Source organism: Variovorax boronicumulans NBRC 103145 (assembly GCF_001591345.1).
Lineage (GTDB): Bacteria > Pseudomonadota > Gammaproteobacteria > Burkholderiales > Burkholderiaceae_C > Variovorax > Variovorax boronicumulans.
Genome location: NZ_BCUS01000108.1, coordinates 1 through 21,556 on the forward strand (window position 1 = coordinate 1; position 21,556 = coordinate 21,556).

Sequence of the window (21,556 nt, forward strand, 5' to 3'; positions counted from 1 at the left end):
GCCGTGGCCGGTGCTGCCGCCCCGGCCGCCGCGGCCCCCGCCGTCGAAGCCGCACCGAGCGGCCATGCCGTGAAGTCACCGATGGTCGGTACCTTCTACCGTTCGTCCAGCCCGGGCGCCGCGGCTTTCGTCGAAGTCGGCAGCAAGGTGAACGAGGGCGACACGCTCTGCATCATCGAGGCGATGAAGATCCTCAACGAAATCGAGGCCGACAAGGCCGGCACGGTCACGCAGATCCTCGGCGAAAACGGCCAGGCGGTCGAATACGGCCAGCCGCTGTTCATCATCGAGTAAGCATGTTCAAGAAGATTCTGGTTGCAAACCGGGGGGAGATCGCCCTTCGGATCCAGCGTGCCTGCAGCGAAATGGGCATCAAGGCCGTGATGGTCTATTCCGAAGCCGATCGCGAAGCCAAGTACGTCAAGCTGGCGCAGGAAGCCGTGTGCATCGGCCCGGCGCCTTCGGGCCTGAGCTACCTCAACATGCCGGCCATCATCTCGGCCGCCGAGGTGACCGACGCCGAAGCCATCCACCCCGGCTACGGTTTCCTGAGCGAGAACGCCAATTTCGCCGAACGCGTGGAGCAAAGCGGCTTCCAGTTCATCGGCCCGACGCCCGACAACATCCGCACGATGGGTGACAAGGTCTCGGCCAAGCAGGCCATGATCAAGGCTGGCGTGCCCTGCGTGCCCGGCTCGGAAGGCGAGCTCTCGGACGACGCCGCCACCAACAAGCGCATCGCCCGCGCGATCGGCTACCCGGTCATCATCAAGGCGGCAGGCGGCGGCGGTGGCCGCGGCATGCGCGTGGTGCACACCGAGGCGGCGCTGGTCAACGCGATCCAGATGACCAAGGCGGAAGCCGCCGCGGCCTTCAACAATCCGGCCGTGTACATGGAGAAGTTTCTCCAGAACCCGCGCCACATCGAAATCCAGATCCTCGCGGACAAGCACAAGAACGCGGTCTACCTGGGCGAGCGCGACTGCTCCATGCAGCGCCGCCACCAGAAGGTGATCGAGGAATCGCCGGCCCCCGGCATTCCGCGCAAGCTGATCGAGAAGATCGGCGAGCGCTGCGCCACCGCCTGCAAGAAGATCGGCTACCGCGGCGCCGGCACCTTCGAGTTCCTGTACGAGAACGGCGAGTTCTACTTCATCGAGATGAACACGCGCGTGCAGGTGGAGCATCCGGTCACGGAGTTCACCACCGGCATCGACATCGTGAAGACGCAGATCATGGTCGCCGCCGGCGAGAAGCTGCCGTTCACGCAGCGCCAGATCGAGATGCGCGGCCACGCCATCGAGGTGCGCATCAACGCCGAAGACCCGTGGAAGTTCACGCCGTCGCCGGGCCGCATCACCATGTGGCACCCGCCGGGCGGCCCGGGCGTGCGCGTCGACTCGCACGTGTACACCAACTACTTCGTGCCCCCGAACTACGACTCGATGATCGGCAAGATCATCGTGTACGGCGACACCCGCGAACAGGCCATGGCGCGCATGCGCACGGCCCTGAACGAGACGGTGATCGAAGGCATCCAGACCAACATGCCGCTGCACCGCGAGCTGATGGTCGACGCCAAGTTCATGAGCGGCGGCACCAACATCCACTACCTGGAAGAGTGGCTCGCGGCGCACAAGCGCTGAGTCCACGCGCAACGCCCTGTATGTTTGAACTCCGCCTGATGGCGCCGGAAGACCGGGTCGAAATGCTCGGCGATGCGCTCGACGCACTCGATGCGCTGAGCGTGTCGGTCGAAGATGCCGATGCGCAGACCGATGCCGAGCAGGCCCTGTTCGGCGAGCCCGGCATGCCGCCGCCCAAGGAGGGCTGGCAGCGTTCGCGCGTGATCGCGCTGTTCCCCGACGAAGCGGCCGCCCACGAGGCGGCCTCGGTGCTCGCACTGCAGGACTTCTTCGAAGGCTGCGCGGTGCTCGGCGTGGCGCCGGTGCCTGACCAGGACTGGGTGCGGCTCACGCAATCGCAGTTCGCGCCGGTCGAGATCACGCCCGAATTCTGGATCGTGCCCACCTGGCACGAGCCGCCCGCGCAGGCCAAGCAGGTGATCCGGCTCGATCCGGGCCTGGCCTTCGGCACGGGCACGCACCCGACCACGCGCATGTGCCTGCGCTGGATTGCGACGCAAGGCGAGGGCGCCTTTGCCGACCAGCGCGTGCTCGACTACGGCTGCGGCTCCGGCATCCTGGCCATCGGCGCGGCCAAGTTCGGCGCGCGCAACATCGACGCCGTCGACATCGACGAAGCCGCGGTCTCCTCGACCCGGCTCAACGCCGAGGCCAACGGCGTGCAGCTGAACGCAGGCCTGCCCGAAGCGGCGAAGGGCGAGTACCAGACGGTGCTCGCCAACATCCTCGCGACGCCGCTCAAGGTGTTGGCGCCGCTGCTGCGCAGCCACGTGGCCGCCGGCGGTTCGCTGGTGCTGGCCGGCATCCTCGAGCGCCAGGCCGATGAGCTCAAGGCGGCCTATGCGCCGTACGCCGCGCTCGAAGTCAGCGACACCGAGGACGGCTGGATCCTCATGACCGCGCGCTGCTGAAGCGCGCGGCCGGGCGCTCGCACCGCGGGCGCCCCGGGCACCTGCCTGCACGGCGAGGGCCCAACCCTACAATCGCCCGGTCATGAGCCTCGTCACGCGTTGCCCCGCTTGCACCACCACCTTCAAGGTGGTGCGCGACCAGCTTCGCATCTCGGACGGCTGGGTGCGCTGCGGCCGCTGCAGCCATGTGTTCGATGCCACGCTCGACCTGCAGGAGGCGCCCGATGGTGCGGTGTCCGCGCCTGCCGCGCCGGCACCCGCGCCCACGCCGTCACCTTCGCCGATGTCGTCGATGGCCGCACTGGTGGCGTCTTTCGAGGACGCGCGCATCGACCTGGCGGCCGCACGGCCGGCGGTCGAGGAGGCCGACTTTCTCGACGACGAGTCCGAGCCGCAGGCGCCACCGCCTGCCCCGCAAGACGAAGCCGGGCTGTCGACCGCCGCCACCAACGTCGCGCCGGCTGCGTCCCCGCTGCCTTTCGAGCTGACGCTGCCTGCGCACGGCCTCGCCGCGGACGAGCCCTGGTCCGACCTCGATGCCACCGAACCCGCATGGCGTCCGCCCGCGAGTTCGCTGCCGCCGTTTCCGAACATCGACCTGAACCTCGGCGCACCGCCTCCCGCATCGCCGCCGCCTGCGCCGCCCTTGCCCGACTTGCCGCGCAGCTCAGCGCTGCGCGGGCTGGTTGCAGCGACCGGTGAGAACGACGACGGCGCGGCCGCGGAGCGCGAGCAGGAAGAGAAAGACCACGACCAGCTCCTGATCCAGAAGGCGCTGCGCCGTGCGCGCGCCAAGTCGGCCAAGATCGCGAACGCCAAGGCCCGCGACGCGCAACACGAAGAGGCCGCCGCGCCGCTGCCGGGCCCCGGCGTCCGTGCCGAAGGCGAGCCGGACTTCTCGCTCTCGGCGACCTTTGAGGCGCCTGAAGACCATCCCTTCGCCGAAGAAGACGAGCCGGCCGAAAAGGCCGCCGGCTTCTGGCAACGCAAGGGCGTGCGTCGTCTGCTCGTGCTGCTGGCTGTGCTCGCGGCGTTGGCCCTCATCGTGCAGATCGTTCGCCATGAGCGCGACGGCATCGTGGCGCGCCAGCCGAACCTGCGGCCCGCCCTGTCGGCGCTGTGCCAGTACACCGGCTGCGAGCTCGCGGCGCTGCGCCAGATCGGCGACATCGTGATCGAAGGCGCGGCCTTCGCGCGCGAGAAGAGCGGCGGCAACGACTACCGGCTGAGCTTCACCTTGCGCAATGCGGCGACCGTGCCGCTCGCCATGCCGGCCATCGAACTGTCGCTGCTCGACACGCAGGAACAAGCCGTCGTGCGGCGCGTGCTGACGCCCACCGACTACGGCGCGCCGGGCGTGCTGGCGGCGCGTGCCGACCGCGCGGCCTCGCTGCCGCTGACTCTGTCGGCCAGCGAGGCGGCGACACTGCCACCGATCGCGGGCTACCGCGTCGAAGCTTTCTATCCCTGAGCGGAGCGCCGACACGCGCGCCGCTCGTTCCCTTTCTCATCCAACCTACGGTCCACCCATGGCAGCAGTGATTTGCGGTTCCCTCGCGTTCGACACCATCATGACTTTCGAAGGCCGGTTCGCCGACCAGATCCTGCCGGACCAGCTGCACATCCTGAATGTGTCGTTCCTGGTGCCGGGCCTGCGCCGTGACTTCGGAGGCTGCGCCGGCAACATCGCCTACAGCCTCAACGCCCTGGGCGGCACGGCGCTGCCGATGGCCACGCTGGGCAGTGACGGCGCCGACTACGCCGAACGCATGCGCACGCTGGGCATCAGCACGGAGTTCGTGCGTCAGCTCGACGACACCTTCACCGCGCAGGCGATGATCATGAACGACACGGACAACAACCAGATCACGGCGTTCCATCCCGGCGCGATGCAGCAGGCGCACATCACGAAGGTGGTGGCGCGCGAGGACATCAAGCTCGGCATCATCGCGCCCGACGGCCGCGAGGCGATGCTGCAGCACGCCGAGCAGTTCGCCGCCGGCGGCATTCCCTTCGTGTTCGATCCGGGCCAGGGCCTGCCGATGTTCGACGGCGACGCGCTGCGCCACTTCATCGAGCTCGCGAGCTGGGTCGTGGTCAACGACTACGAAGGCAAGCTGCTGTCGCAGCGCACGGGCTGGAGCCTGGCCGAGATCTCGCAACGCGTGCGCGGCCTCGTGGTCACGCTGGCTGCTGAGGGTTGCGAGGTGTGGACCGGCGGCGAGCGCGAGCACGTGCCCGGTGTGACGCCCACGGCGGTGATTGAGCCCACGGGTTGCGGCGATGCATGGCGCGGTGGCCTGCTGTACGGCCTGGAAAAGGAATGGCCGCTGGCCCGCTGCGCAGCCCTCGGCAACCGCATCGGCGCGCTCAAGATCGCCCAGCGCGGACCGCAGAACTACCAGATCGATCGCGCGACGCTCGACCTGTGATTTGCTGACGACCCGCCCGCATCGCTTCGGCGATTCGGCGACAGCGGGCGCCCATGAAAAAAGCCCGGCACCTTGCGGTGCCGGGCTTCGTGCCTTTCAAGGCCGCTGAGAATTCACTCAGGGCTTGCTGGCCGTCGGAAACGGCCAGGCTGCCTGGGGATTCAGCGTCGTTTGCGCCGCAGGGGCAGGCGCTACGGCAGCCTTCGCAGGCGCGGCGGCCTTCTTGGCAGCAGGCTTCTTGGCAGCAGCGGCAGGCTTGGCAGCGGGCTTTTTCGCGGCTTTCTTGGCCGCGGCCTTCTTGGCAGGGGCCTTCTTGGCGGCAGCCTTCTTCGCAGGGGCCTTCTTGGCAGCAGCCTTCTTGGCAGGCGCCTTCTTCGCTACGGCCTTCTTGGCAGGCGCCTTCTTGGCGGCGGCCTTCTTTGCCGGAGCCTTCTTGGCAGCGGCCTTCTTCGCCGGTGCAGCCTTCTTCGCTACGACCTTCTTGGCTGCAACCTTCTTGGCCGCGACCTTCTTTGCCGGAGCCTTCTTCGCTACGACCTTCTTGGCGACAGCCTTCTTGGCCGGAGCCTTCTTGGCAGCGACCTTCTTTGCCGGAGCCTTCTTCGCGGCGACAGCCTTCTTAGCCGGAGCCTTCTTTGCAGCGGCCTTCTTGGCCGGCGCTTTCTTTGCAGTTGCCATTTCTATTTCTCCTTGATCAAGTTGAAAAAATCAACCTATTGAAGCACTCCACGCGCGTTGGGAGCGTGAAGCGATTCATGGCGTTGGAATCTGAGCCCCAGCACCATGAACACCTGAGCCCTCGTCCATGCCGCGCTCTTTGGCGCAGTCGGTGGCAAGGGCAATTCTTGAATTCATGAATTGTTGTGTATCGAAAAATTCAATCCCAGGAGAGCGCACCACCCGACTGGTACTCGATCACGCGGGTTTCGAAAAAGTTGCGCTCTTTCTTCAGGTCAATCATTTCGCTCATCCAGGGGAACGGGTTTTCCTCGTTCGGGAAGAGCGTTTCGAGGCCGATCTGCTGCGCGCGCCGGTTGGCGATGTAGCGCAGGTAGCCTTTGAACATGGAGGCGTTCATGCCGAGCACGCCACGCGGCATGGTGTCTTCGGCGTATTTGTATTCGAGCTCGACGGCCTTCATGAAGAGGTCCTTGATCTCGGCCTTGAACTCTGCGGTCCACAGGCCGGGATTCTCGAGCTTGAGCTGGTTGATCAGGTCGATGCCGAAATTGCAGTGCATCGACTCGTCGCGCAGGATGTACTGGTACTGCTCGGCAGCGCCGGTCATCTTGTTCTGGCGGCCCAGCGCAAGGATCTGCGTGAAGCCGACGTAGAAGAAGAGGCCTTCCATCAGGCAGGCGAACACGATGAGCGACTTGAGCAGCGTCTGGTCGGTCTCGTGCGTGCCGGTCTTGAAGTTCGGGTCGCTGATGGCGTCGATGAACGGGATCAGGAACTGATCCTTCTCGCGGATCGACGGCACTTCGTTGTAGGCGTTGAAGATCTCGCTCTCGTCCAGGCCGAGCGACTCGACGATGTACTGGTACGCGTGCGTGTGGATCGCTTCCTCGAAGGCCTGGCGCAGCAGGAACTGGCGGCACTCGGGAGCCGTGATGTGGCGGTAGGTGCCCAGCACGATGTTGTTGGCGGCCAGCGAATCGGCGGTCACGAAGAAGCCGAGGTTGCGCTTGACGATGCGGCGCTCGTCTTCGGTCAGGCCGTTCGGGTCCTTCCACAACGCGATGTCGCGCGTCATGTTCACCTCTTGCGGCATCCAGTGGTTGGCGCAGGTGGCGAGGTACTTTTCCCAGGCCCACTTGTACTTGAACGGCACCAGCTGGTTGACGTCGGTCTGGCCGTTGATGATCCGCTTGTCGGAAGCCTTGACGCGCTGGCCTGCAGCGGCGGCCACCGGTGCGGTGGCAGTGGCGGGTTGTGCAAGCGACGAAGTCGGAGCGGCGACCGCGCGGCCAGCGGAAAGACCGCCGGTCGATGCGTGGTGCTGCTGCAATCCTTGTTGCATATCCTTTGGTAAGGAGGGCTTGACTTCTTCGTCCCAGGTCAACATAGAAAAATCCAATGCGCAATTATCGGAGCAACGATGTGAGTTGCAAAGTGCTCGTTCACATCGTGCGCCATTTATGGGGTTGTTATGTTGCTCGCATGCATCGCGCGACGTCAGTCAATGCCTTGATTGATTGAACGTCGCGCGCTTTTCACTTGTGCGAGCACCTCGCTGATCGATCGAAGCGTCTTGTGTGTTGACGCTTCACTTGCACATCACTGGCAGGCTTCGCAGGTCGGATCGTCGACACCGCAGAACGCGATGTCGGTGGCGGGCATCGCGCTCATCTGTGCCTTCGCTGCAGCAGCGGCGGCTTCGAGTGCGCTCATGCCCGAGGGTGCGTCGTTGCCCGACGACACCGCGTTGAGACGGCCCGATTGCACCGTCGACTTTTCAGCGTGCGTCGCGCTCTGCGTGCGCAGGTAGTAGGTGGTCTTCAGGCCGCGCAGCCAGGCGAGCTTGTAGGTGTCGTCGAGCTTCTTGCCCGAGGCGCCGGCCATGTAGATGTTCAGCGACTGCGCCTGGTCGATCCACTTCTGGCGACGCGCGGCGGCTTCCACCAGCCACGTCGTCTCGACTTCGAACGCGGTGGCGTACAGCGCCTTCACGTCCTGCGGCACGCGGTCGATGGGACGCAGCGAACCGTCGAAGTGCTTCAGGTCCATGACCATCACGTCGTCCCACAGGCCCAGGCGCTTCAGGTCGCGCACCAGGTAGTGGTTGATCACGGTGAACTCGCCCGACAGGTTCGACTTGACCGACAGGTTGCCGAAGCAGGGTTCGATCGAGGCGTCCACGCCGATGATGTTCGAGATGGTCGCCGTGGGGGCGATGGCCACGCAGTTCGAATTGCGCATGCCGTCGGCCTTGATCTTGGCGCGCAGCGAATCCCAGTCGAGGGTGGCCGAGCGGTCCACTTCGACGTAGCCACCGCGGGCCTTCTCGAGCAGGTCGAGCGAGTCGATCGGCAGGATGCCCTTGTCCCACAGCGAGCCCTTGTAGCTCGAGTACTTGCCGCGTTCCTTGGCCAGCTCGGTCGAGGCCCAGTAGGCGTGGTAGCAGATGGCTTCCATCGACTCGTCGGCGAACTGCACGGCTTCTTGCGAGGCGTAGGGAATGCGCAGTTCGTACAGCGCGTCCTGGAAGCCCATCAGGCCCAGGCCGACCGGGCGGTGGCGCAGGTTCGAATCGCGCGCCTTCTTCACGGCGTAGTAGTTGATGTCGATCACGTTGTCGAGCATGCGCATCGCGGTCGAGATGGTGCGCTTGAGCTTTTCCTGGTCGACCTTGCCGTCCTTCAGGTGCTGCAGCAGGTTCACGGAACCCAGGTTGCACACGGCGGTTTCGGTGTCGCTGGTGTTCAGCGTGATCTCGGTGCACAGGTTCGACGAGTGCACCACGCCGGCGTGCTGCTGCGGCGAGCGCACGTTGCAGGCGTCCTTGAACGTGATCCAGGGGTGGCCGGTCTCGAACAGCATCGTGAGCATCTTGCGCCACAGGTCCGAGGCCTGGAGGGTGCGCGCGGGCTTGATCTCGCCGCGGGCGGCCTTCTCTTCGTAGGCGACGTAGGCCTTCTCGAAGTCGGCGCCGAACAGGTCGTGCAGGTCAGGCACGTTGGAGGGCGAGAACAGCGTCCAGGTGCCCTTTTCCATCACGCGGCGCATGAACAGGTCGGGGATCCAGTTGGCGGTGTTCATGTCGTGCGTGCGGCGGCGGTCGTCGCCGGTGTTCTTGCGCAGCTCCAGGAACTCCTCGATGTCGAGGTGCCAGGTTTCCAGGTACGTGCAGACGGCGCCCTTGCGCTTGCCGCCCTGGTTCACGGCCACGGCCGTGTCGTTCACCACCTTCAGGAACGGCACCACGCCTTGCGATTCGCCGTTGGTGCCCTTGATGTGGCTGCCCAGTGCGCGCACGCGGGTCCAGTCGTTGCCCAGGCCGCCGGCGAACTTCGACAGCAGCGCGTTTTCCTTGATCGACTCGTAGATGCCGTCCAGGTCGTCGGGCACGGTGGTCAGGTAGCAGCTGGACAGCTGCGAGCGCAGCGTGCCGGCGTTGAACAGGGTGGGCGTGCTCGACATGAAGTCGAACGACGACAGCACTTCGTAGAACTCGATGGCGCGGGCTTCGCGGTCGATTTCGTTCAGCGACAGGCCCATGGCCACGCGCATGAAGAACGCCTGCGGCAGCTCGATGCGGGTCTTGCGCACGTGCAGGAAGTAGCGGTCGTACAGGGTCTGCAGGCCCAGGTAGTCGAACTGGTTGTCGCGCTCGGCCTTCAGGGCGGCGCCCAGGCGGGGCAGGTCGTACTGCAGCAGCTTCTCGTCGAGCAGCTCGTTCTCGACGCCCTTCTTGATGAACTGCGGGAAGTAGTCGGCGTAGGCGGTGGCGCGCTCGACCGGCATCACTTCGCGGCCGATGATCTCCTTGAAGATCGTGTGCAGCAGCAGGCGCGCGGTGGCGAAGGTGTAGTCGGGGTCCTTCTCGATCAGCGTGCGGGCAGCGAGGATGGAGGCCTTGTAGACCTCGTCCAGCGGCACGCCGTCGTACAGGTTGCGCATCGTCTCCGCGACGATGGGGGCGGCGGTGATGCTGTCGCCCAGGCCCTGGCAGGCCGATTCGATCAGGCCCTTGAGCTCGTTCAGGTCCAGCGCCACGCGCTCGCCGTTGTCGAGCACGTGCAGCGCCGGTGCGGCGGGCACGTCCTGCTCGCCTTGCTTCGAACGTTCCTGGGTGCGGCGTTCGCGGTACAGCACGTAGGCGCGCGCGATTTCATGGTGGCCGCCGCGCATCAGGCCGAGCTCGACCTGGTCCTGCACGTCTTCGATGTGGAAGGTGCCGCCGCCCGGACGCGAGCGCACCATGGCGCGGATCACGCCTTGCGTCAGCGTGTCGACGGTCTCGCGCACGCTGGCGGAAGCCGCGCCCTGGGTGCCGTGCACCGCCAGGAAGGCCTTCATCATGGCGATGGCGATCTTGTTCGGCTCGAAGGGAACGACGGCGCCGTTGCGGCGGATGATCTGGTAGTGCGCGAGGTTCTGACCGGTGGGCGAGCCCGCAGTGTCTTGTTGCTGCTGCGGCGTCGCGGGGACGGCGCGGGGGGTCGACGGGGTGTTCAGTGCAGTTTGCATTCGCTTCCTCTCGGTTGTGCAATTCTTGTTGGTTGGCAAGGCCTCGCGGGCCTTGCGTCGGCGTTGTTGCCGAACGGGAAGACACTATATCTAGGGTGTCTGTGCCCTACAAGCCACTACAGGTAGTGTTTTCCTATGGACGCAACCCTGACAGGAATTGCGCCGCACTCAGCGCATCGCCAGCGATGCCGCGTGAATACTGGCCCATGGTGGCGCAACCCGCATGGGGCGCGGCTTGCAAGGCGATTTGGGCCTGCAGCCCGCATGGTTGCTACGTCGCGTGCCTGCGCTTGCGAGATTGCTGCGCTGCGAGAGCGGCGCATCGCGGGCCACGGAGCGATTGAAAAAATTAGCGCGCCACCACCTGCTCGGGAAACATCTGTGGATTCCAGCCGAGCTGTTCGCGCAGCAGGCGCCAGTCGAAACCGGCGCCGGGGTCCTGCTTGCGACCGGGCGCGATGTGCTCGTGGCCGGCGATGTGGGCGATGGCGTAGTGCTGCGCGAGCGCGGCGCAGAGGCTGGCCAGCGTCTCGTACTGCGCCTCCTCGAAGCGTTCGCCCTCGAGGCCTTCGAGCTCGATGCCGACGGAGTCGTCGTTGCAGTTGGTGCGCCCGCGCCACGACGACACGCCGGCATGCCAGGCGCGGTCCTCGCAGCTCACGAACTGCCAGAGCTCGCCGTTGCGCCGCACATAGAAATGCGAGGACACCTCGAGCCCGCGGATCGACTGGAAGTACGGGTGCGCGTCCCAGTCGAGCCGGTTGGTGAAGAGCTGCTGCACCGCGTCGCTGCCGTATTCGCCCGGTGGCAGGCTGATGGAGTGCAGCACGATCAGGTCGGTCTGCGCGCCGACGGGGCGCGGGCCGAAGTTGGGCGAGGGCAGGGCCTTGGCGAAGCGGTACCAGCCGGCGCGCCAGAGTCCGTCGTCGCCGGCCGGTGTCGTGGCGAGGTCGTCAGTCGTCGGCATGCGCGGTGGCACCGTCGTCGCCGTTGGGCGTGGAGATGCCCAGGCGCGCGATGCGGTAGCGGATCTGGCGCAGGCTCATGCCCAGCCGCGCGGCGGCGGCCGTGCGGTTGAAGCCGCTCTCGTGCAGCGCGCGCACGAGAATCTCACGCTCCTGCTGGTCGAGCCAGGCTTGCAGGTCGGAGGGCAGCGGCGGCGGCGCGGGCTTGGGCTCGACGGCGGGCGCGGGGGCCGTAGCCACCGCAACGGCGGCTGGCGCTTCGGCGGATTCGTTGCGCTGCGCGGCCGGCATTGGCGTCATCGCGCCCATCAGGTCGATGTGCAGCTCGTCGCCGTCGTTCAGCGCCACCGCGCGGTGCAGCAGGTTCTCGAGCTCGCGCACGTTGCCGTCGAGCGGGTGCTGGGCCAGGCGCTGCAGCAGCGCGTCGGACAGGCGCGGCACGGGCAGGCCGCCGTCCTGCGCGATGCGCGCGAGCAGCGCGGTGCACAGCGCAGGCAGGTCTTCGCGGCGCTCGCGCAACGCGGGCACGGCGATCTCGATCACGTTGAGGCGGTAGAACAGGTCCTGCCGGAAGCGGCCGGCCAGCACCTCGGCGTGCAGGTCTTTATGGGTGGCGCTCACGATGCGCACGTCGACCGCGTCTTCCTGCGTCGAGCCGATGGCGCGCACGCTGCGTTCCTGGATGGCGCGCAGCAGCTTCGACTGCATGGCCAGCGGCAGGTCGCCGATTTCGTCGAGGAACAGCGTGCCGTCGCGCGCCGCCTGGAAGTAGCCATCGCGGTCTTGCGACGAGCCGGTGTACGAGCCTTTCTTGGCGCCGAAGAACTCGGCCTCGAGCAGGTTCTCGGGGATCGCGCCGCAGTTCACCGCGACGAAGGGGCCTTCGCTGCGCTGGCTGCAGCCGTGCACGGCGCGCGCGACGAGTTCCTTGCCGGTGCCCGATTCGCCGCGCACCAGCACCGGCGCCATGCCGCGCGCCACCTTGGCGATGCGCGACTTCACGAGGCGCATCGGGTCGGAGTCGCCGACCAGCCGGTCGAGCGCGGTGGCGCCGCTGCGCGTCACGGCCAGCACATCGGGGCGCTCGCCGCCGTGGCCGGCGGCCTGCGGCGCCGGCTTCTGCGGCACGACCACCGCCGCGCGGTTGGCCTGCACGGCCGACGCCACCACGGCGCGGAACTGCTTCAGGTCGACCGGCTTCGTGAGGTAGTCGAAGGCGCCGGCCTTCAGGGCCTCGACCGCGTTCTCGGCCGAGCCGTAGGCGGTCATGACCACGCAGCGCTCGCTGCGCTGGTCTTTCTGGATGCGGTGGATGATCTCCATGCCTTCGCCGTCGGGCAGCCGCATGTCGGTGATCACGGCGTCGAAGCGGCCGGCTTCCAGGTGCTGCCAGGCTTCGGACACGCTGCCCGCGGCTTCCACCCGGTAGCCCTCACGCAGCAGCGTGAGTTCGTAGAGCGTGCGCAGGTCGGGTTCGTCGTCGATGACGAGGATCTGCGCGGGGCGCGGGGCGGCGGCGGAAGGCGGGAGGGAGCTCACGGCCGCTATTGTGTCAGCCGGTTTTCGCTCGGTGCGAAGCTGACGAAGAATTCGTTGCCCTCGGGGCCGCCCGGCACCAGCGCGCGCCGTTCGTAGCCGATGGTGGCGCCGTGGCGCCGGCACAGCTCGCGGCACAGGAACAGGCCCAGGCCGCTGGAGCGGCTCTCGGACGAGAAGAAGGGTTCGAACAGGTGGCGCTGCACCGCCGGTTCCAGCGGCGCACCGTCGCTCCACACCAGCAACGCGGCGCGCTGCACGCCGGCCCGCTGCACCGTGGTGATGACCTGGATCGCGCCCTCGCGCTGGCTCGCGTAGCGCGCCGCGTTGTCCAGCAGGTTCACCAGCAGGCGGCGCAGGTGCTCGGCTTCGAAGCGCACCTCGCTGCCCGGCGCCTCGAGCGCCACGCGCACGCCCTTGCGCTGGGTCTGGCGTATCCATTCCTCGGCCAGGATCTGCGCCGCCGGGTCGAGCACCAGCTGTTCGCCCAGCGAGAGCACGCGCTGCTGGCGCGCGCGCGAGACGTCGAGCACGTCGTCCACGATGCGCGCCAGGCGCTGCGCGTTGTGCTGCACCATGTCGGTCAGCTTGCGGTGCGCCGGGTCGGTCAGGTCTTCGCTGAGCAGTGCGCTGGCCTGCGCGATGGCGGCCAGCGGGTTGCGGATTTCATGCGCCACCGCGGCCGACATGCGGCCCATCGCGGCGAGCTTTTCGGTGCGGATGCGGGCTTCGAGTTCGCGCAGGTCCTGCAGGAACATCACGCACAGGCTGTCGGCGCGGCGGTCGTCGGTGGGCGTGAGCCGGGTGCGCACGCGCACCTCGCGCGCCGCGCCGCGGGCCTGCGCCACTGGGATCTCTTCCGTCTGCGGGGCGCGCCGCGCGAAGGTCTGGCGCGCCAACGCGGCCAGCGCGTGCCAGGCCGGCTGGGTGTGCAGCGGGAACGGCAGCGGCAGCTGCGCCAGGCCCTGGCCGAGGATCGCGTCGGCCGCCGGGTTGGCCGCGTGCACCAGGCCCTCGGCATCGATCACCAGCACGCCTTCGCTGAGGGTTTCGATCACCAGGTCGTTGACCTGCGCCTGCATCTGCGCGTGGCTGCGGCTGCGCTGCGCCACCGCTTCTTCGCGCGCCAGCCGGCGCGCCAGCTCGTGTGCGAGCAGCGCCACCACGAACAGGCCGGTGCCGGTGAGGGCGGCCTGCACGAAGCGCGCCGAAGGATCGCCGGGTTGCTGCAGCCAGTGCCAGCCGGCGTCGGCCAGCAGCAGCAGCGTCACGGTGGCCGTGGTGCCCAGGCCCACGAGCAGCGTGCCGAGCACCGCGCTCATCAAGACGGGCAGCGCGAACAACGGCGTGTAGTTGACGCTGCCGCCCTGCAGCACCTGCAAGGCGCTGAAGATGCCCAGGTCGACCCCGATGGTCAGCAGCCAGAGCGTCGAGAAGCCGCGGATCGGTGGTTCGAAGTGCGCGTAGCGCATCTCCAGCCAGGCCAGCACGAGGTAGCCGCCCGACAGCACGATCGGCAGCGGCTGCACGGCCTGCCCGATGGCGAAGGCCACGCCCTGCAGCAGCACCAGCACCAGTGCCACGAAACAGCGCGCCGCCATGAAGCCGCGCCACAGCCGCAGCAGAGCCGTGCTGTCGCCGGCGCCCAGGTCGAGCACGTCCCAGTCGGTGGCCGGCTCGCCGCGCGACCGGCGCAATGAACTCATGCGGAGGTGCCGGCCTGGCGGTGGGCGGCGCTGCAGAACACCGCGCCGTCCGGCCCGGGGAGTGCGTCGGCCGCGGGCAGGTGCAGCCCGCAATGGGCGCAGCGCACCATGGCCTGCGGCGGGCCGACGGCCGGCGTGCGCTGTTGCGCTTTTTTGGCGCGTTCCTGCTGCGCGTCGCGCATCTCTTCGCGCCGGTTCTTGCGCCAGAGCCAGATCGCGACCCACACCACCGCGAGGACGAGCAGGTACTTCATGCGGGCAGGCGCGTCAGCACGACTTCGAGCACGAAGCGCGAGCCCACGTAGGCCAGCAGCAGCAGCGCCGCGCCCGCATACAGCACGCGCCGCGCGGTGCGCCCGCGCCAGCCGAAGCGTGCACGGCCGGTCAGCAGGACCGCGAAGCTGAGCCAGGCGAGCACCGAGAAGATGGTCTTGTGGTCCCACTTCCAGGCGCGGCCGGCGGCGCCGTAGAGCTGTTCGCTGAACAGCAGGCCGGCCAGCAGCGTGGCCGACAGCAGCACGAAGCCCGCCGTGACGAAGCGGAAGGTGAGCCGTTCCAGCGTGAGCAGCGGCACGCCGGCCTGTGCATCGGCGCTGGCGAGGCGGATCTGCTTTTCGGCCCGCGTGATCAGCCAGGCGTGCACCACGGCGGCGCCGAACAGGCCGTACGAGGCGATGCCCAGCGCCAGGTGCAGCGGCAGCCAGGGCGAGGCGCTGACATGCAGCGGCGTGCCCGGGAACAGCAGCGCCAGCAGCACCGCCGCCGCGCCCAGCCAGGCCAGCGCACGGCGTGCCTTCAGTTGCGGGTACAGGCGGCTTTCGACCGCGTAGACCGTGAGCACCAGCCACGCCGTGACCGACAGCGCCGGCGCAAAACCGAAGCGAGGGTCGCCGCCGATCAGCCCGTGGCCGAGCACCGCAGCGTGCAGCAGCCATGCGATGCCGAGCGCCCATTGGGTGGTCTGGCGGCTGAGCCGCGCACCGGCGGCAGCGGCAAAACCGTAGGCTGCCGCGGTGGCGATGCCCAGTGCCACGCCGAGTGGGGAGGGGATCGCTAAAATCATCGGTGGAGTGTATAGGCTCGCCCCCCGGCTTCGCGCACGTCGCGTCGCTTCGCCCACCCCCGCCGGGGGCACCCCCCGCGAGAGAGCGGGCCCACATACCGCTTCCAGGTTTTCACGACTTTCCATCGGTCCGCTGCCGCGGACAACAAGGTATTTCCTTCATGGCCACCGCCCTCACCGAAAAGTTCTCCCGCCTCGTCAAGACGATGAGCGGCCAGGCGCGCATCACCGAAAGCAACGTGCAGGACATGCTGCGCGAGGTGCGCATGGCGCTGCTGGAGGCCGACGTGGCGCTGCCGGTGGTGCGCGACTTCGTCGCCCGCGTGAAGGAGAAGGCGCTCGGTCAGGAAGTGCTGGGCTCGCTCAAGCCGGGCCAGGCGCTGGTGGGCATCGTCAACCGCGAACTCGCCGCCACCATGGGCGAGGGCGTGTCGGACATCAACCTCGCGGCCCAGCCGCCGGCGGTGATCCTCATGGCCGGCCTGCAAGGCGCCGGCAAGACCACCACCACCGCCAAGCTGGCCAAGCACCTGATCGAGAAGCGCAAGAAGAAGGTGCTCACCGTGTCGGGCGACGTGTACCGCCCGGCCGCCATCGAGCAGCTCAAGACCGTCACCAAGCAGGCCGGTGCCGAGTGGTTCCCGAGCACGCCCGATCAGAAGCCGCTGGACATCGCGCGCGCCGCGCTCGACCACGCCAAGCGCCACTACTTCGACGTGCTGCTGGTCGACACGGCCGGCCGCCTGGCGATCGACGAAGTGCTGATGACCGAGATCAAGCAGCTGCACGCCGAGCTCGATCCGGTCGAAACCCTGTTCGTGGTCGACGCCATGCAGGGCCAGGACGCGATCAACACCGCCAAGGCCTTCAAGGAAGCGCTGCCCCTCACCGGCATCATCCTGACCAAGACCGACGGCGATTCGCGCGGCGGTGCGGCGCTGTCGGTGCGCCAGGTGACGGGCGTGCCGATCAAGTTCGCCGGCGTGAGCGAGAAGATCGACGGCCTCGAGGTGTTCGACGCCGAGCGCCATGCGGGCCGCATCCTGGGCATGGGCGACATCGTCGCGCTGGTCGAGCAGGTCACGGCCGGCGTCGACGTGGCGGCGGCGCAGAAGCTGGCCGCCAAGGTCAAGAGCGGCGCGGGCTTCGACCTGAACGACTTCCTCGGCCAGCTGCAGCAGATGAAGCAGATGGGCGGCCTCTCCAGCCTGATGGACAAGCTGCCCCAGCAGATGGCCGCCAAGGCCAGCGAGGCCGACATGACCCGCGCCGAGCGCGACATCCGCCGCAAGGAAGGGATCATCCAGAGCATGACGCCGCTGGAGCGCCGCAAGCCCGAGCTGCTCAAGGCCACGCGCAAGCGCCGCATCGCGGCCGGCGCCGGCGTGCAGGTTCAGGAAGTGAACCGCCTGCTCAACGAGTTCGAGCAGATGCAGGGCATGATGAAGAAGATGAAGGGCGGCGGCCTGATGAAGATGATGAAGAAGATGGGCGGCATGAAGGGCATGGGCGGGATGCCCGGCATGGGCGGAGGCGGCGGCAAGCTGCCGTTCTGAGCCCGGCCGCTCGACGCATGCATATATAGAGAGGCGCGCAGCCCCGCCATGTCCGCAGGCGACTGGAAAGAGCTCTACCAGGGCGCGCTGACCGGCGACCTCGAGCTGGTGCGCTATCACATCGGTGCGGGCGTGAATCCGAACTACCAGCACCCCGAGATCCTCTGCACGCCGCTGGTGGCCAGCCTGGTCCAGGGGCACGGCGAGATCGCCAGCTACCTGCTGGACCACGGTGCCGATCCGAACCTGCTGTCTGAATTCGACGGGCTCACGCCGCTGCAGGCCGCCCGCAAGCACGGCCGCGAGGCGCTCGTCGCGGCGCTGGTGGCGCGCGGCGCCCGCGCCCGCGCACCCCGTCCGCCGTTCTGGCGCCGCTGGCTGCCCTTCTGACATATCGATGCGCATCGCGCACCGCCCAGCAAAAAGCCCGCCGAAGCGGGCTTTTTCTTTGGCGCGATCAGCCGCAGGGCGGCGATCGCATCAGGCCGTGGCCAGTGCCGCCGGGCGCGCCAGGCGCAGCGCATGCATCCAGGCGCGGCGCAGCACGGCGGGCGAACGCGATTCCTCGGGAATCAGCAGGAAGCCGCGGTCGCGCAGCGTGGTGCCCAGCGCGATCTGGCTGGTCAGCACGGTCAGCGGAATGGCCAGCAGCAGCGGCAGGCCGACGGGCATGAGCCAGATCAGCGCGCTCGGGTCGATCATCGCGACGCCGACGGCGAGCATGGCGATCACCAGCGTCATGGGGGCCAGCTGCGAGGCAGCGACCTTCCACGGCACGGCGTTGGCTTCACGCGGGGGCGACTTCCAGTCGAGCTTGATGCCGGTGAGGGCGACCAGCACGAACAGCGAGTGGGCCAGCATGCGCACCGGGGCCTGCACGATGGCCAGGCCGGCTTCGAGCACCGAGCTCTTCACCAGGCCCCACACACCGCCGTACTGGCGTTGCTCGCCGCGCATCAGCACGGCGGCGATGCCCAGCACGCGCGGCAGGAACAGCAGGCACAGGGTCCAGACCCACAGGCCGGCCAGTTCGGCGGGCAGCACGTTCCAGCTCGACACGAGGCTCGAGCCGCTCAGCCACAGGGCGGTGCCCAGCGTCAGGAAGGCGAGCCACAGCGGGGCCGAGACATAGGCCATGGTGCCGGTCACGAACATCGCGCGGTGCACCGGGTGGATGCCGGGCTCGGCCATCAGGCGGGCGTTCTGCAGGTTGCCCTGGCACCAGCGGCGGTCACGTTGCAGCTCGGCCAGCAGGTCCGGCGGTTGCTGTTCGTAGCTGCCGACCAGGTCGGACACCAGCCACACGTGGTAGCCGGCGCGGCGCATCAGCGCGGCTTCGACGAAGTCGTGCGACATGATGCCGCCCGACATGCCGCCGGTGCCCTTGATGGGGGCCAGCGCGCAGTGCTTCATGAAGGCTTCGACGCGGATGATCGCGTTGTGGCCCCAGTAGTGCGACTCGCCGAGCTGCCAGAACTGCATGCCCAGCGTGAACAGGCGACCCGTCACGCGCGAAGCGAACTGCTGGGCGCGGGCGTGCAGCGTGACGTGGCCGATGGCCTGCGTCGCGGTCTGGATGATGCCGGCGGTGGGGTTGGCTTCCATCAGCTTGACCATCGAGGCCAGGCAGTCGCCGCTCATCACGGAGTCGGCGTCGAGCACGACCATGTAGCGGTAGTCCTTGCCCCAGCGGCGGCAGAAGTCGGCCACGTTGCCGGCCTTGCGGTGCGTGCGGCGGGTGCGCAGGCGGTAGTACACCTCGACCTGCGGCTGGTTGGGGCTTTCGGCCAGCGCGGCGCGCAGGTCTTCCCAAGCAGCGCGCTCGGCGGCGGCGGTCTCGGGGTTGTAGCTGTCGGACAGCACGAACACGTCGAACTGCTTGGCGTGGCCCGTGGAGGCAACCGATTCGCAGGTGGCGCGCAGGCCGGCGAACACGGTGGCCACGTCCTCGTTGCAGATCGGCATGATGATCGCGGTGCGTGCCTCGGGGTTCATCGGGTGGTGGGCCACCTGTTTCGCCGAGAGGGCGTGCTTGTCACCGCGCACCGAGACGTAGAAGCCCATGAGCGCAGTCACGAAGCCGGTCACGACCCAGCCCGAGAGCAGGCCGTACAGGCCGATCTGGCCGTATTCGAGCCAGACGTTGTCGTAGTCGGGTTGCACGCTGGCGAACAGCGACGACGCGATCACGGTGCTCAGCAGCGTGAGCAGCATGAAGGCGAGGCGGCGCTGGCCGGCGGCGCGTTCCCAGGCCTGCGGGGCCGGGGTGGCCTGCTTGGCGGCGGGGGCGCTGTCGGCATTGCGGCCGGCGCCCAGGCGCACGAGCAGCGCGGTGCCGATGCTGTTCCAGAAACCACGCCAGGGGCGCGGGGCCATGGAACCGCGGTTGACCGGCGGTGCAGTCACGGCGTTGGGGTGGCGTTCCTCGCGCAGCGCGCTGCGGCGTGCGAAATCGGATTCGGCGAGGACGTTGAGGTGGGAGAAGTCGTTCGGCTTCATCGGTTCATTCACCAACGTTGCTTGTCGAGGGGGGTGTCGCCAATGGCCGGAAGGCGCTTGAAGACGCAGTCCGTGGCGGCGCCGCCGACGCCGGAGAGCGCGGTCAGCGAATGGCCCGCGGCACGGGGCCGCGAGGAGGAAAACTGCTTTTGACGCAGGCCGTCGCGCTGCGGACGCAGTGCGAAAGATGGGCTGGTAAGTGCTGTCATGCCAGTACAGGGGCAAACCCTGTGCCAGCCTGGAAAAACGCTTTCAAATCAACGACTTGGCGTGACTCGGAACCGTTTTCCGTGGGGGAGGGGCCTGTCGGGCCCCCGAAACCCCCGTTTTTGTCGCCGAATCCCGACAAGCCGGGGAGGCCCTCGGGAAACAGCCTTTCAAATCAACGACTTAGGCCTGTCGCTACTCGGCGACAGGGTCGCCACCGGGAGCGACAACGTCGGCCTTGAAGTTGCCCGGCGTGAGCTCGTGCTTCTGCAGCAGGCGGTAGAACTCGGTGCGGTTGCGGTCGGCCAGGCGGGCGGCGTCGGCCACGTTGCCATCGGTCAGCTTGAGCAGGCCGACGAGGTAGTCGCGCTCGAAACGCTGCTTGGCCTCGGCGTAGGTGAGCACCTCCACGCTCGGCACGCGCAGCGCGCGCTGCACCAGCGCCAGCGGGATCAGCGGCGAGCCCGACAGCGCGCAGACCTGCTCCACCACGTTGTAGAGCTGGCGCACGTTGCCCGGCCACGCGGCGGTGGTGAGCGCCTTCAGCGCCTCGGGCGCGAAGCCCGACAGCCGCTTGCCGTACTTGGTCGACAGCTTCTGCAGGAAGTGGTTGGCCAGCAGCGGAATGTCCTCGCGCCGCGCCGACAGCGGCGGCAGCGTGAGCGTCACCACGTTCAGGCGGTAATAGAGGTCTTCGCGGAACTGGCCGGCTTCCATCGCGGCGTCCAGGTCGCGGTGGGTGGCCGAGACGATGCGCACGTCGACCTCGATCGACTGGCTCGCGCCCAGCGGGCGCACCGCGCGCTCCTGCAGCACGCGCAGCAGCTTGACCTGCAGCGCGGGCGGCATGTCCCCGATTTCGTCGAGCAGCAGCGTGCCGCCGTCGGCCTGCTGGAACAGGCCCTTGTGGTTCGCGTGGGCGTCGGTGAAGGCGCCCTTCATGTGGCCGAACAGCTCGGACTCGAGCAGCGCCTCGGGAATGGCGCCGCAATTGACCGCCACGAAGGGCTTGTCGGCGCGCGCGCTGGCCTTGTGGATGGCGCGCGCCAGCAGCTCCTTGCCGGCGCCGGAGTCGCCGCGCAGCAGCACGGAGGCGTCCGACTTGGCCACCATGCGCGCCTCGGCCAGCAACTCGGCCATGCGGTTGCTGCGGCTCACGATTTCCGAACGCCAGCTGTCGTCGCCGGTCTTGCTCGGCGTGGCCGCCGGCGCGCCGAGCGCCAATGCCTGCGCGATCTTCTCGAGCAGCTCGCGCGCGTCGTAGGGCTTGGTGAGGTAGGTGAACACGCCCCGCGCCGTGGCCTCGACCGCGTCGGGAATGGTGCCGTGCGCAGTCAGCAGGATCACCGGCAGCGTCGGGTGGCGCTTGCGGATCTCGTCGAACAGTTGCAGGCCGTCGCGCCCGGGCAGGCGCACGTCGCTGAGCACCAGTTGCGGGTGCTCGATCTCGAGCTGCGTGAGCGCGGTCTCGGCCGAGGTGACGGCCGTGACCTGGTAGCCCGCCGACACCAGCCGCATCGAGAGCAGCCGCAGCATGTCCGGGTCGTCATCGACCACGAGGAGGCGGGCACCAGTGGTACTCATGGATTCGTTCGGCTTCCGTTGGAGGGCGTGGGGGCCGGCGTGTTCGGCCGGGCGAAGCTGCGCTCGATGGCGCGCAGCGCCTCGATGCGCTCGTTGAGCTGGTCGATGCGGCGCTGGCTGTCGCGCAGCTGCTGCACCTGCTTGTCGCGGTCGTCCTCGACGCGGCGCTGCTCGACATAGCGCGCCGCCAGCGCCCGCGCGAGCGGATGCAGCGGCTGCGCCTCGGGCGCGGGGTTGGCGATCACGCGCTGCAGCAGG

The 21,556-nt window shown here is 68.1% G+C and carries 17 protein-coding genes and 1 pseudogene; 7 read left to right on the forward strand and 11 right to left on the reverse strand.

From position 1 onward, the window contains the following. From accB to VBO01S_RS24620, 5 genes are all read left to right on the forward strand, one after another. The coding region (gene accB / locus VBO01S_RS24600; RefSeq protein ID WP_157627448.1) for an acetyl-CoA carboxylase biotin carboxyl carrier protein at positions 1–294 on the forward strand (294 nt) is incomplete at its 5' end. A 2-nt stretch (positions 295–296) separates the two neighbouring features. Beyond that, positions 297–1,646, forward strand: coding sequence for an acetyl-CoA carboxylase biotin carboxylase subunit (gene accC / locus VBO01S_RS24605; protein WP_062480332.1), 1,350 nt, complete (start codon positions 297–299; stop codon positions 1,644–1,646). Between the two features lie 20 nt (positions 1,647–1,666). Then, on the forward strand, positions 1,667–2,557 hold the full coding sequence (gene prmA / locus VBO01S_RS24610; protein ID WP_062480334.1) for a 50S ribosomal protein L11 methyltransferase: 891 nt from the start codon (positions 1,667–1,669) through the stop codon (positions 2,555–2,557). Between the two features lie 82 nt (positions 2,558–2,639). Next, a complete protein-coding gene (locus VBO01S_RS24615) occupies positions 2,640–4,028 on the forward strand; it encodes a zinc-ribbon and DUF3426 domain-containing protein (protein ID WP_062480336.1) in 1,389 nt (462 codons plus the stop codon). A gap of 58 nt (positions 4,029–4,086) precedes the next feature. After that, positions 4,087–4,989 (forward strand): carbohydrate kinase family protein, encoded by a 903-nt coding sequence (locus tag VBO01S_RS24620; RefSeq protein ID WP_062480337.1) that lies wholly within the window; start codon positions 4,087–4,089, stop codon positions 4,987–4,989. 117 nt (positions 4,990–5,106) lie between these two features. Here the strand turns inward: VBO01S_RS24620 and VBO01S_RS24625 are convergent, their stop codons facing one another. The 8 genes from VBO01S_RS24625 to VBO01S_RS24660 all read right to left on the reverse strand — a co-directional run bounded on the left by VBO01S_RS24625 (position 5,107) and on the right by VBO01S_RS24660 (position 15,452). Next, on the reverse strand, positions 5,107–5,667 hold the full coding sequence (locus VBO01S_RS24625) for a histone H1-like DNA-binding protein (protein ID WP_056575601.1): 561 nt from the start codon (positions 5,665–5,667) through the stop codon (positions 5,107–5,109). Positions 5,668–5,866: 199 nt separating this feature from the next. Next, entirely contained in the window at positions 5,867–7,057 is a 1,191-nt protein-coding gene (locus VBO01S_RS24630; RefSeq protein WP_062480340.1) for a ribonucleotide-diphosphate reductase subunit beta, read from the reverse strand. 212 nt (positions 7,058–7,269) lie between these two features. Further along, entirely contained in the window at positions 7,270–10,182 is a 2,913-nt protein-coding gene (locus VBO01S_RS24635) for a ribonucleoside-diphosphate reductase subunit alpha (RefSeq protein WP_062480342.1), read from the reverse strand. A gap of 349 nt (positions 10,183–10,531) precedes the next feature. Further along, positions 10,532–11,149, reverse strand: coding sequence for a 1,6-anhydro-N-acetylmuramyl-L-alanine amidase AmpD (gene ampD / locus VBO01S_RS24640; RefSeq protein WP_062480345.1), 618 nt, complete (start codon positions 11,147–11,149; stop codon positions 10,532–10,534). Then, on the reverse strand, positions 11,136–12,686 hold the full coding sequence (locus VBO01S_RS24645; RefSeq protein ID WP_062480346.1) for a sigma-54-dependent transcriptional regulator: 1,551 nt from the start codon (positions 12,684–12,686) through the stop codon (positions 11,136–11,138). The genes ampD and VBO01S_RS24645 overlap by 14 nt, the downstream gene beginning before the upstream one ends. 5 nt (positions 12,687–12,691) lie before the next feature. Next, positions 12,692–14,389, reverse strand: coding sequence for a two-component system sensor histidine kinase NtrB (locus VBO01S_RS24650; RefSeq protein WP_062480348.1), 1,698 nt, complete (start codon positions 14,387–14,389; stop codon positions 12,692–12,694). Continuing rightward, a complete protein-coding gene (locus tag VBO01S_RS24655) occupies positions 14,386–14,643 on the reverse strand; it encodes a PP0621 family protein (protein ID WP_062480350.1) in 258 nt (85 codons plus the stop codon). Before VBO01S_RS24655 ends, VBO01S_RS24650 begins: the two co-directional genes overlap by 4 nt. After that, positions 14,640–15,452 carry a cytochrome C assembly family protein gene (locus VBO01S_RS24660; protein ID WP_056575582.1) on the reverse strand — a complete coding sequence of 271 codons (813 nt, stop codon included), beginning with the start codon at positions 15,450–15,452 and terminating at the stop codon, positions 14,640–14,642. Before VBO01S_RS24660 ends, VBO01S_RS24655 begins: the two co-directional genes overlap by 4 nt. Positions 15,453–15,613: 161 nt before the next feature. Between VBO01S_RS24660 and ffh the strand changes: the two genes are divergently transcribed. Then, positions 15,614–17,008: a signal recognition particle protein gene (ffh, locus tag VBO01S_RS24665; protein ID WP_062480351.1), complete on the forward strand. Its 1,395-nt coding sequence runs from the start codon at positions 15,614–15,616 to the stop codon at positions 17,006–17,008. 48 nt (positions 17,009–17,056) lie between these two features. Next, positions 17,057–17,398 carry an ankyrin repeat domain-containing protein gene (locus tag VBO01S_RS24670; protein ID WP_062480353.1) on the forward strand — a complete coding sequence of 114 codons (342 nt, stop codon included), beginning with the start codon at positions 17,057–17,059 and terminating at the stop codon, positions 17,396–17,398. Positions 17,399–17,488: 90 nt separating this feature from the next. Here the strand turns inward: VBO01S_RS24670 and mdoH are convergent, their stop codons facing one another. From mdoH to VBO01S_RS24685, 3 genes and pseudogenes are all read right to left on the reverse strand, one after another. Next, positions 17,489–19,507, reverse strand: a complete 2,019-nt coding sequence (gene mdoH, locus VBO01S_RS24675) for a glucans biosynthesis glucosyltransferase MdoH (protein ID WP_062480355.1) — start codon at positions 19,505–19,507, stop codon at positions 17,489–17,491. A gap of 402 nt (positions 19,508–19,909) precedes the next feature. Next, positions 19,910–21,298 carry a sigma 54-interacting transcriptional regulator gene (locus VBO01S_RS24680; protein ID WP_062480357.1) on the reverse strand — a complete coding sequence of 463 codons (1,389 nt, stop codon included), beginning with the start codon at positions 21,296–21,298 and terminating at the stop codon, positions 19,910–19,912. Further along, a pseudogene (locus tag VBO01S_RS24685) lies at positions 21,295–21,556 on the reverse strand (hypothetical protein); the annotation flags it as partial. The gene VBO01S_RS24680 and the pseudogene VBO01S_RS24685, both read right to left, overlap by 4 nt.

Excerpts from the sequence above, each read along its gene's own strand:
- mdoH (WP_062480355.1), bottom strand. The coding sequence starts at position 19,507 with ATGAAGCCGAACGACTTCTCCCACCTCAACGTCCTCGCCGAATCCGAT.
- VBO01S_RS24635 (WP_062480342.1), bottom strand. The coding sequence starts at position 10,182 with ATGCAAACTGCACTGAACACCCCGTCGACCCCCCGCGCCGTCCCCGCG.
- VBO01S_RS24660 (WP_056575582.1), bottom strand. The coding sequence starts at position 15,452 with ATGATTTTAGCGATCCCCTCCCCACTCGGCGTGGCACTGGGCATCGCC.
- prmA (WP_062480334.1), top strand. The coding sequence starts at position 1,667 with ATGTTTGAACTCCGCCTGATGGCGCCGGAAGACCGGGTCGAAATGCTC.
- VBO01S_RS24680 (WP_062480357.1), bottom strand. The coding sequence starts at position 21,298 with ATGAGTACCACTGGTGCCCGCCTCCTCGTGGTCGATGACGACCCGGAC.
- VBO01S_RS24625 (WP_056575601.1), bottom strand. The coding sequence starts at position 5,667 with ATGGCAACTGCAAAGAAAGCGCCGGCCAAGAAGGCCGCTGCAAAGAAG.
- VBO01S_RS24655 (WP_062480350.1), bottom strand. The coding sequence starts at position 14,643 with ATGAAGTACCTGCTCGTCCTCGCGGTGGTGTGGGTCGCGATCTGGCTC.
- ampD (WP_062480345.1), bottom strand. The coding sequence starts at position 11,149 with ATGCCGACGACTGACGACCTCGCCACGACACCGGCCGGCGACGACGGA.
- VBO01S_RS24630 (WP_062480340.1), bottom strand. The coding sequence starts at position 7,057 with ATGTTGACCTGGGACGAAGAAGTCAAGCCCTCCTTACCAAAGGATATG.
- VBO01S_RS24650 (WP_062480348.1), bottom strand. The coding sequence starts at position 14,389 with ATGAGTTCATTGCGCCGGTCGCGCGGCGAGCCGGCCACCGACTGGGAC.
- VBO01S_RS24620 (WP_062480337.1), top strand. The coding sequence starts at position 4,087 with ATGGCAGCAGTGATTTGCGGTTCCCTCGCGTTCGACACCATCATGACT.
- ffh (WP_062480351.1), top strand. The coding sequence starts at position 15,614 with ATGGCCACCGCCCTCACCGAAAAGTTCTCCCGCCTCGTCAAGACGATG.
- VBO01S_RS24670 (WP_062480353.1), top strand. The coding sequence starts at position 17,057 with ATGTCCGCAGGCGACTGGAAAGAGCTCTACCAGGGCGCGCTGACCGGC.
- accC (WP_062480332.1), top strand. The coding sequence starts at position 297 with ATGTTCAAGAAGATTCTGGTTGCAAACCGGGGGGAGATCGCCCTTCGG.
- VBO01S_RS24615 (WP_062480336.1), top strand. The coding sequence starts at position 2,640 with ATGAGCCTCGTCACGCGTTGCCCCGCTTGCACCACCACCTTCAAGGTG.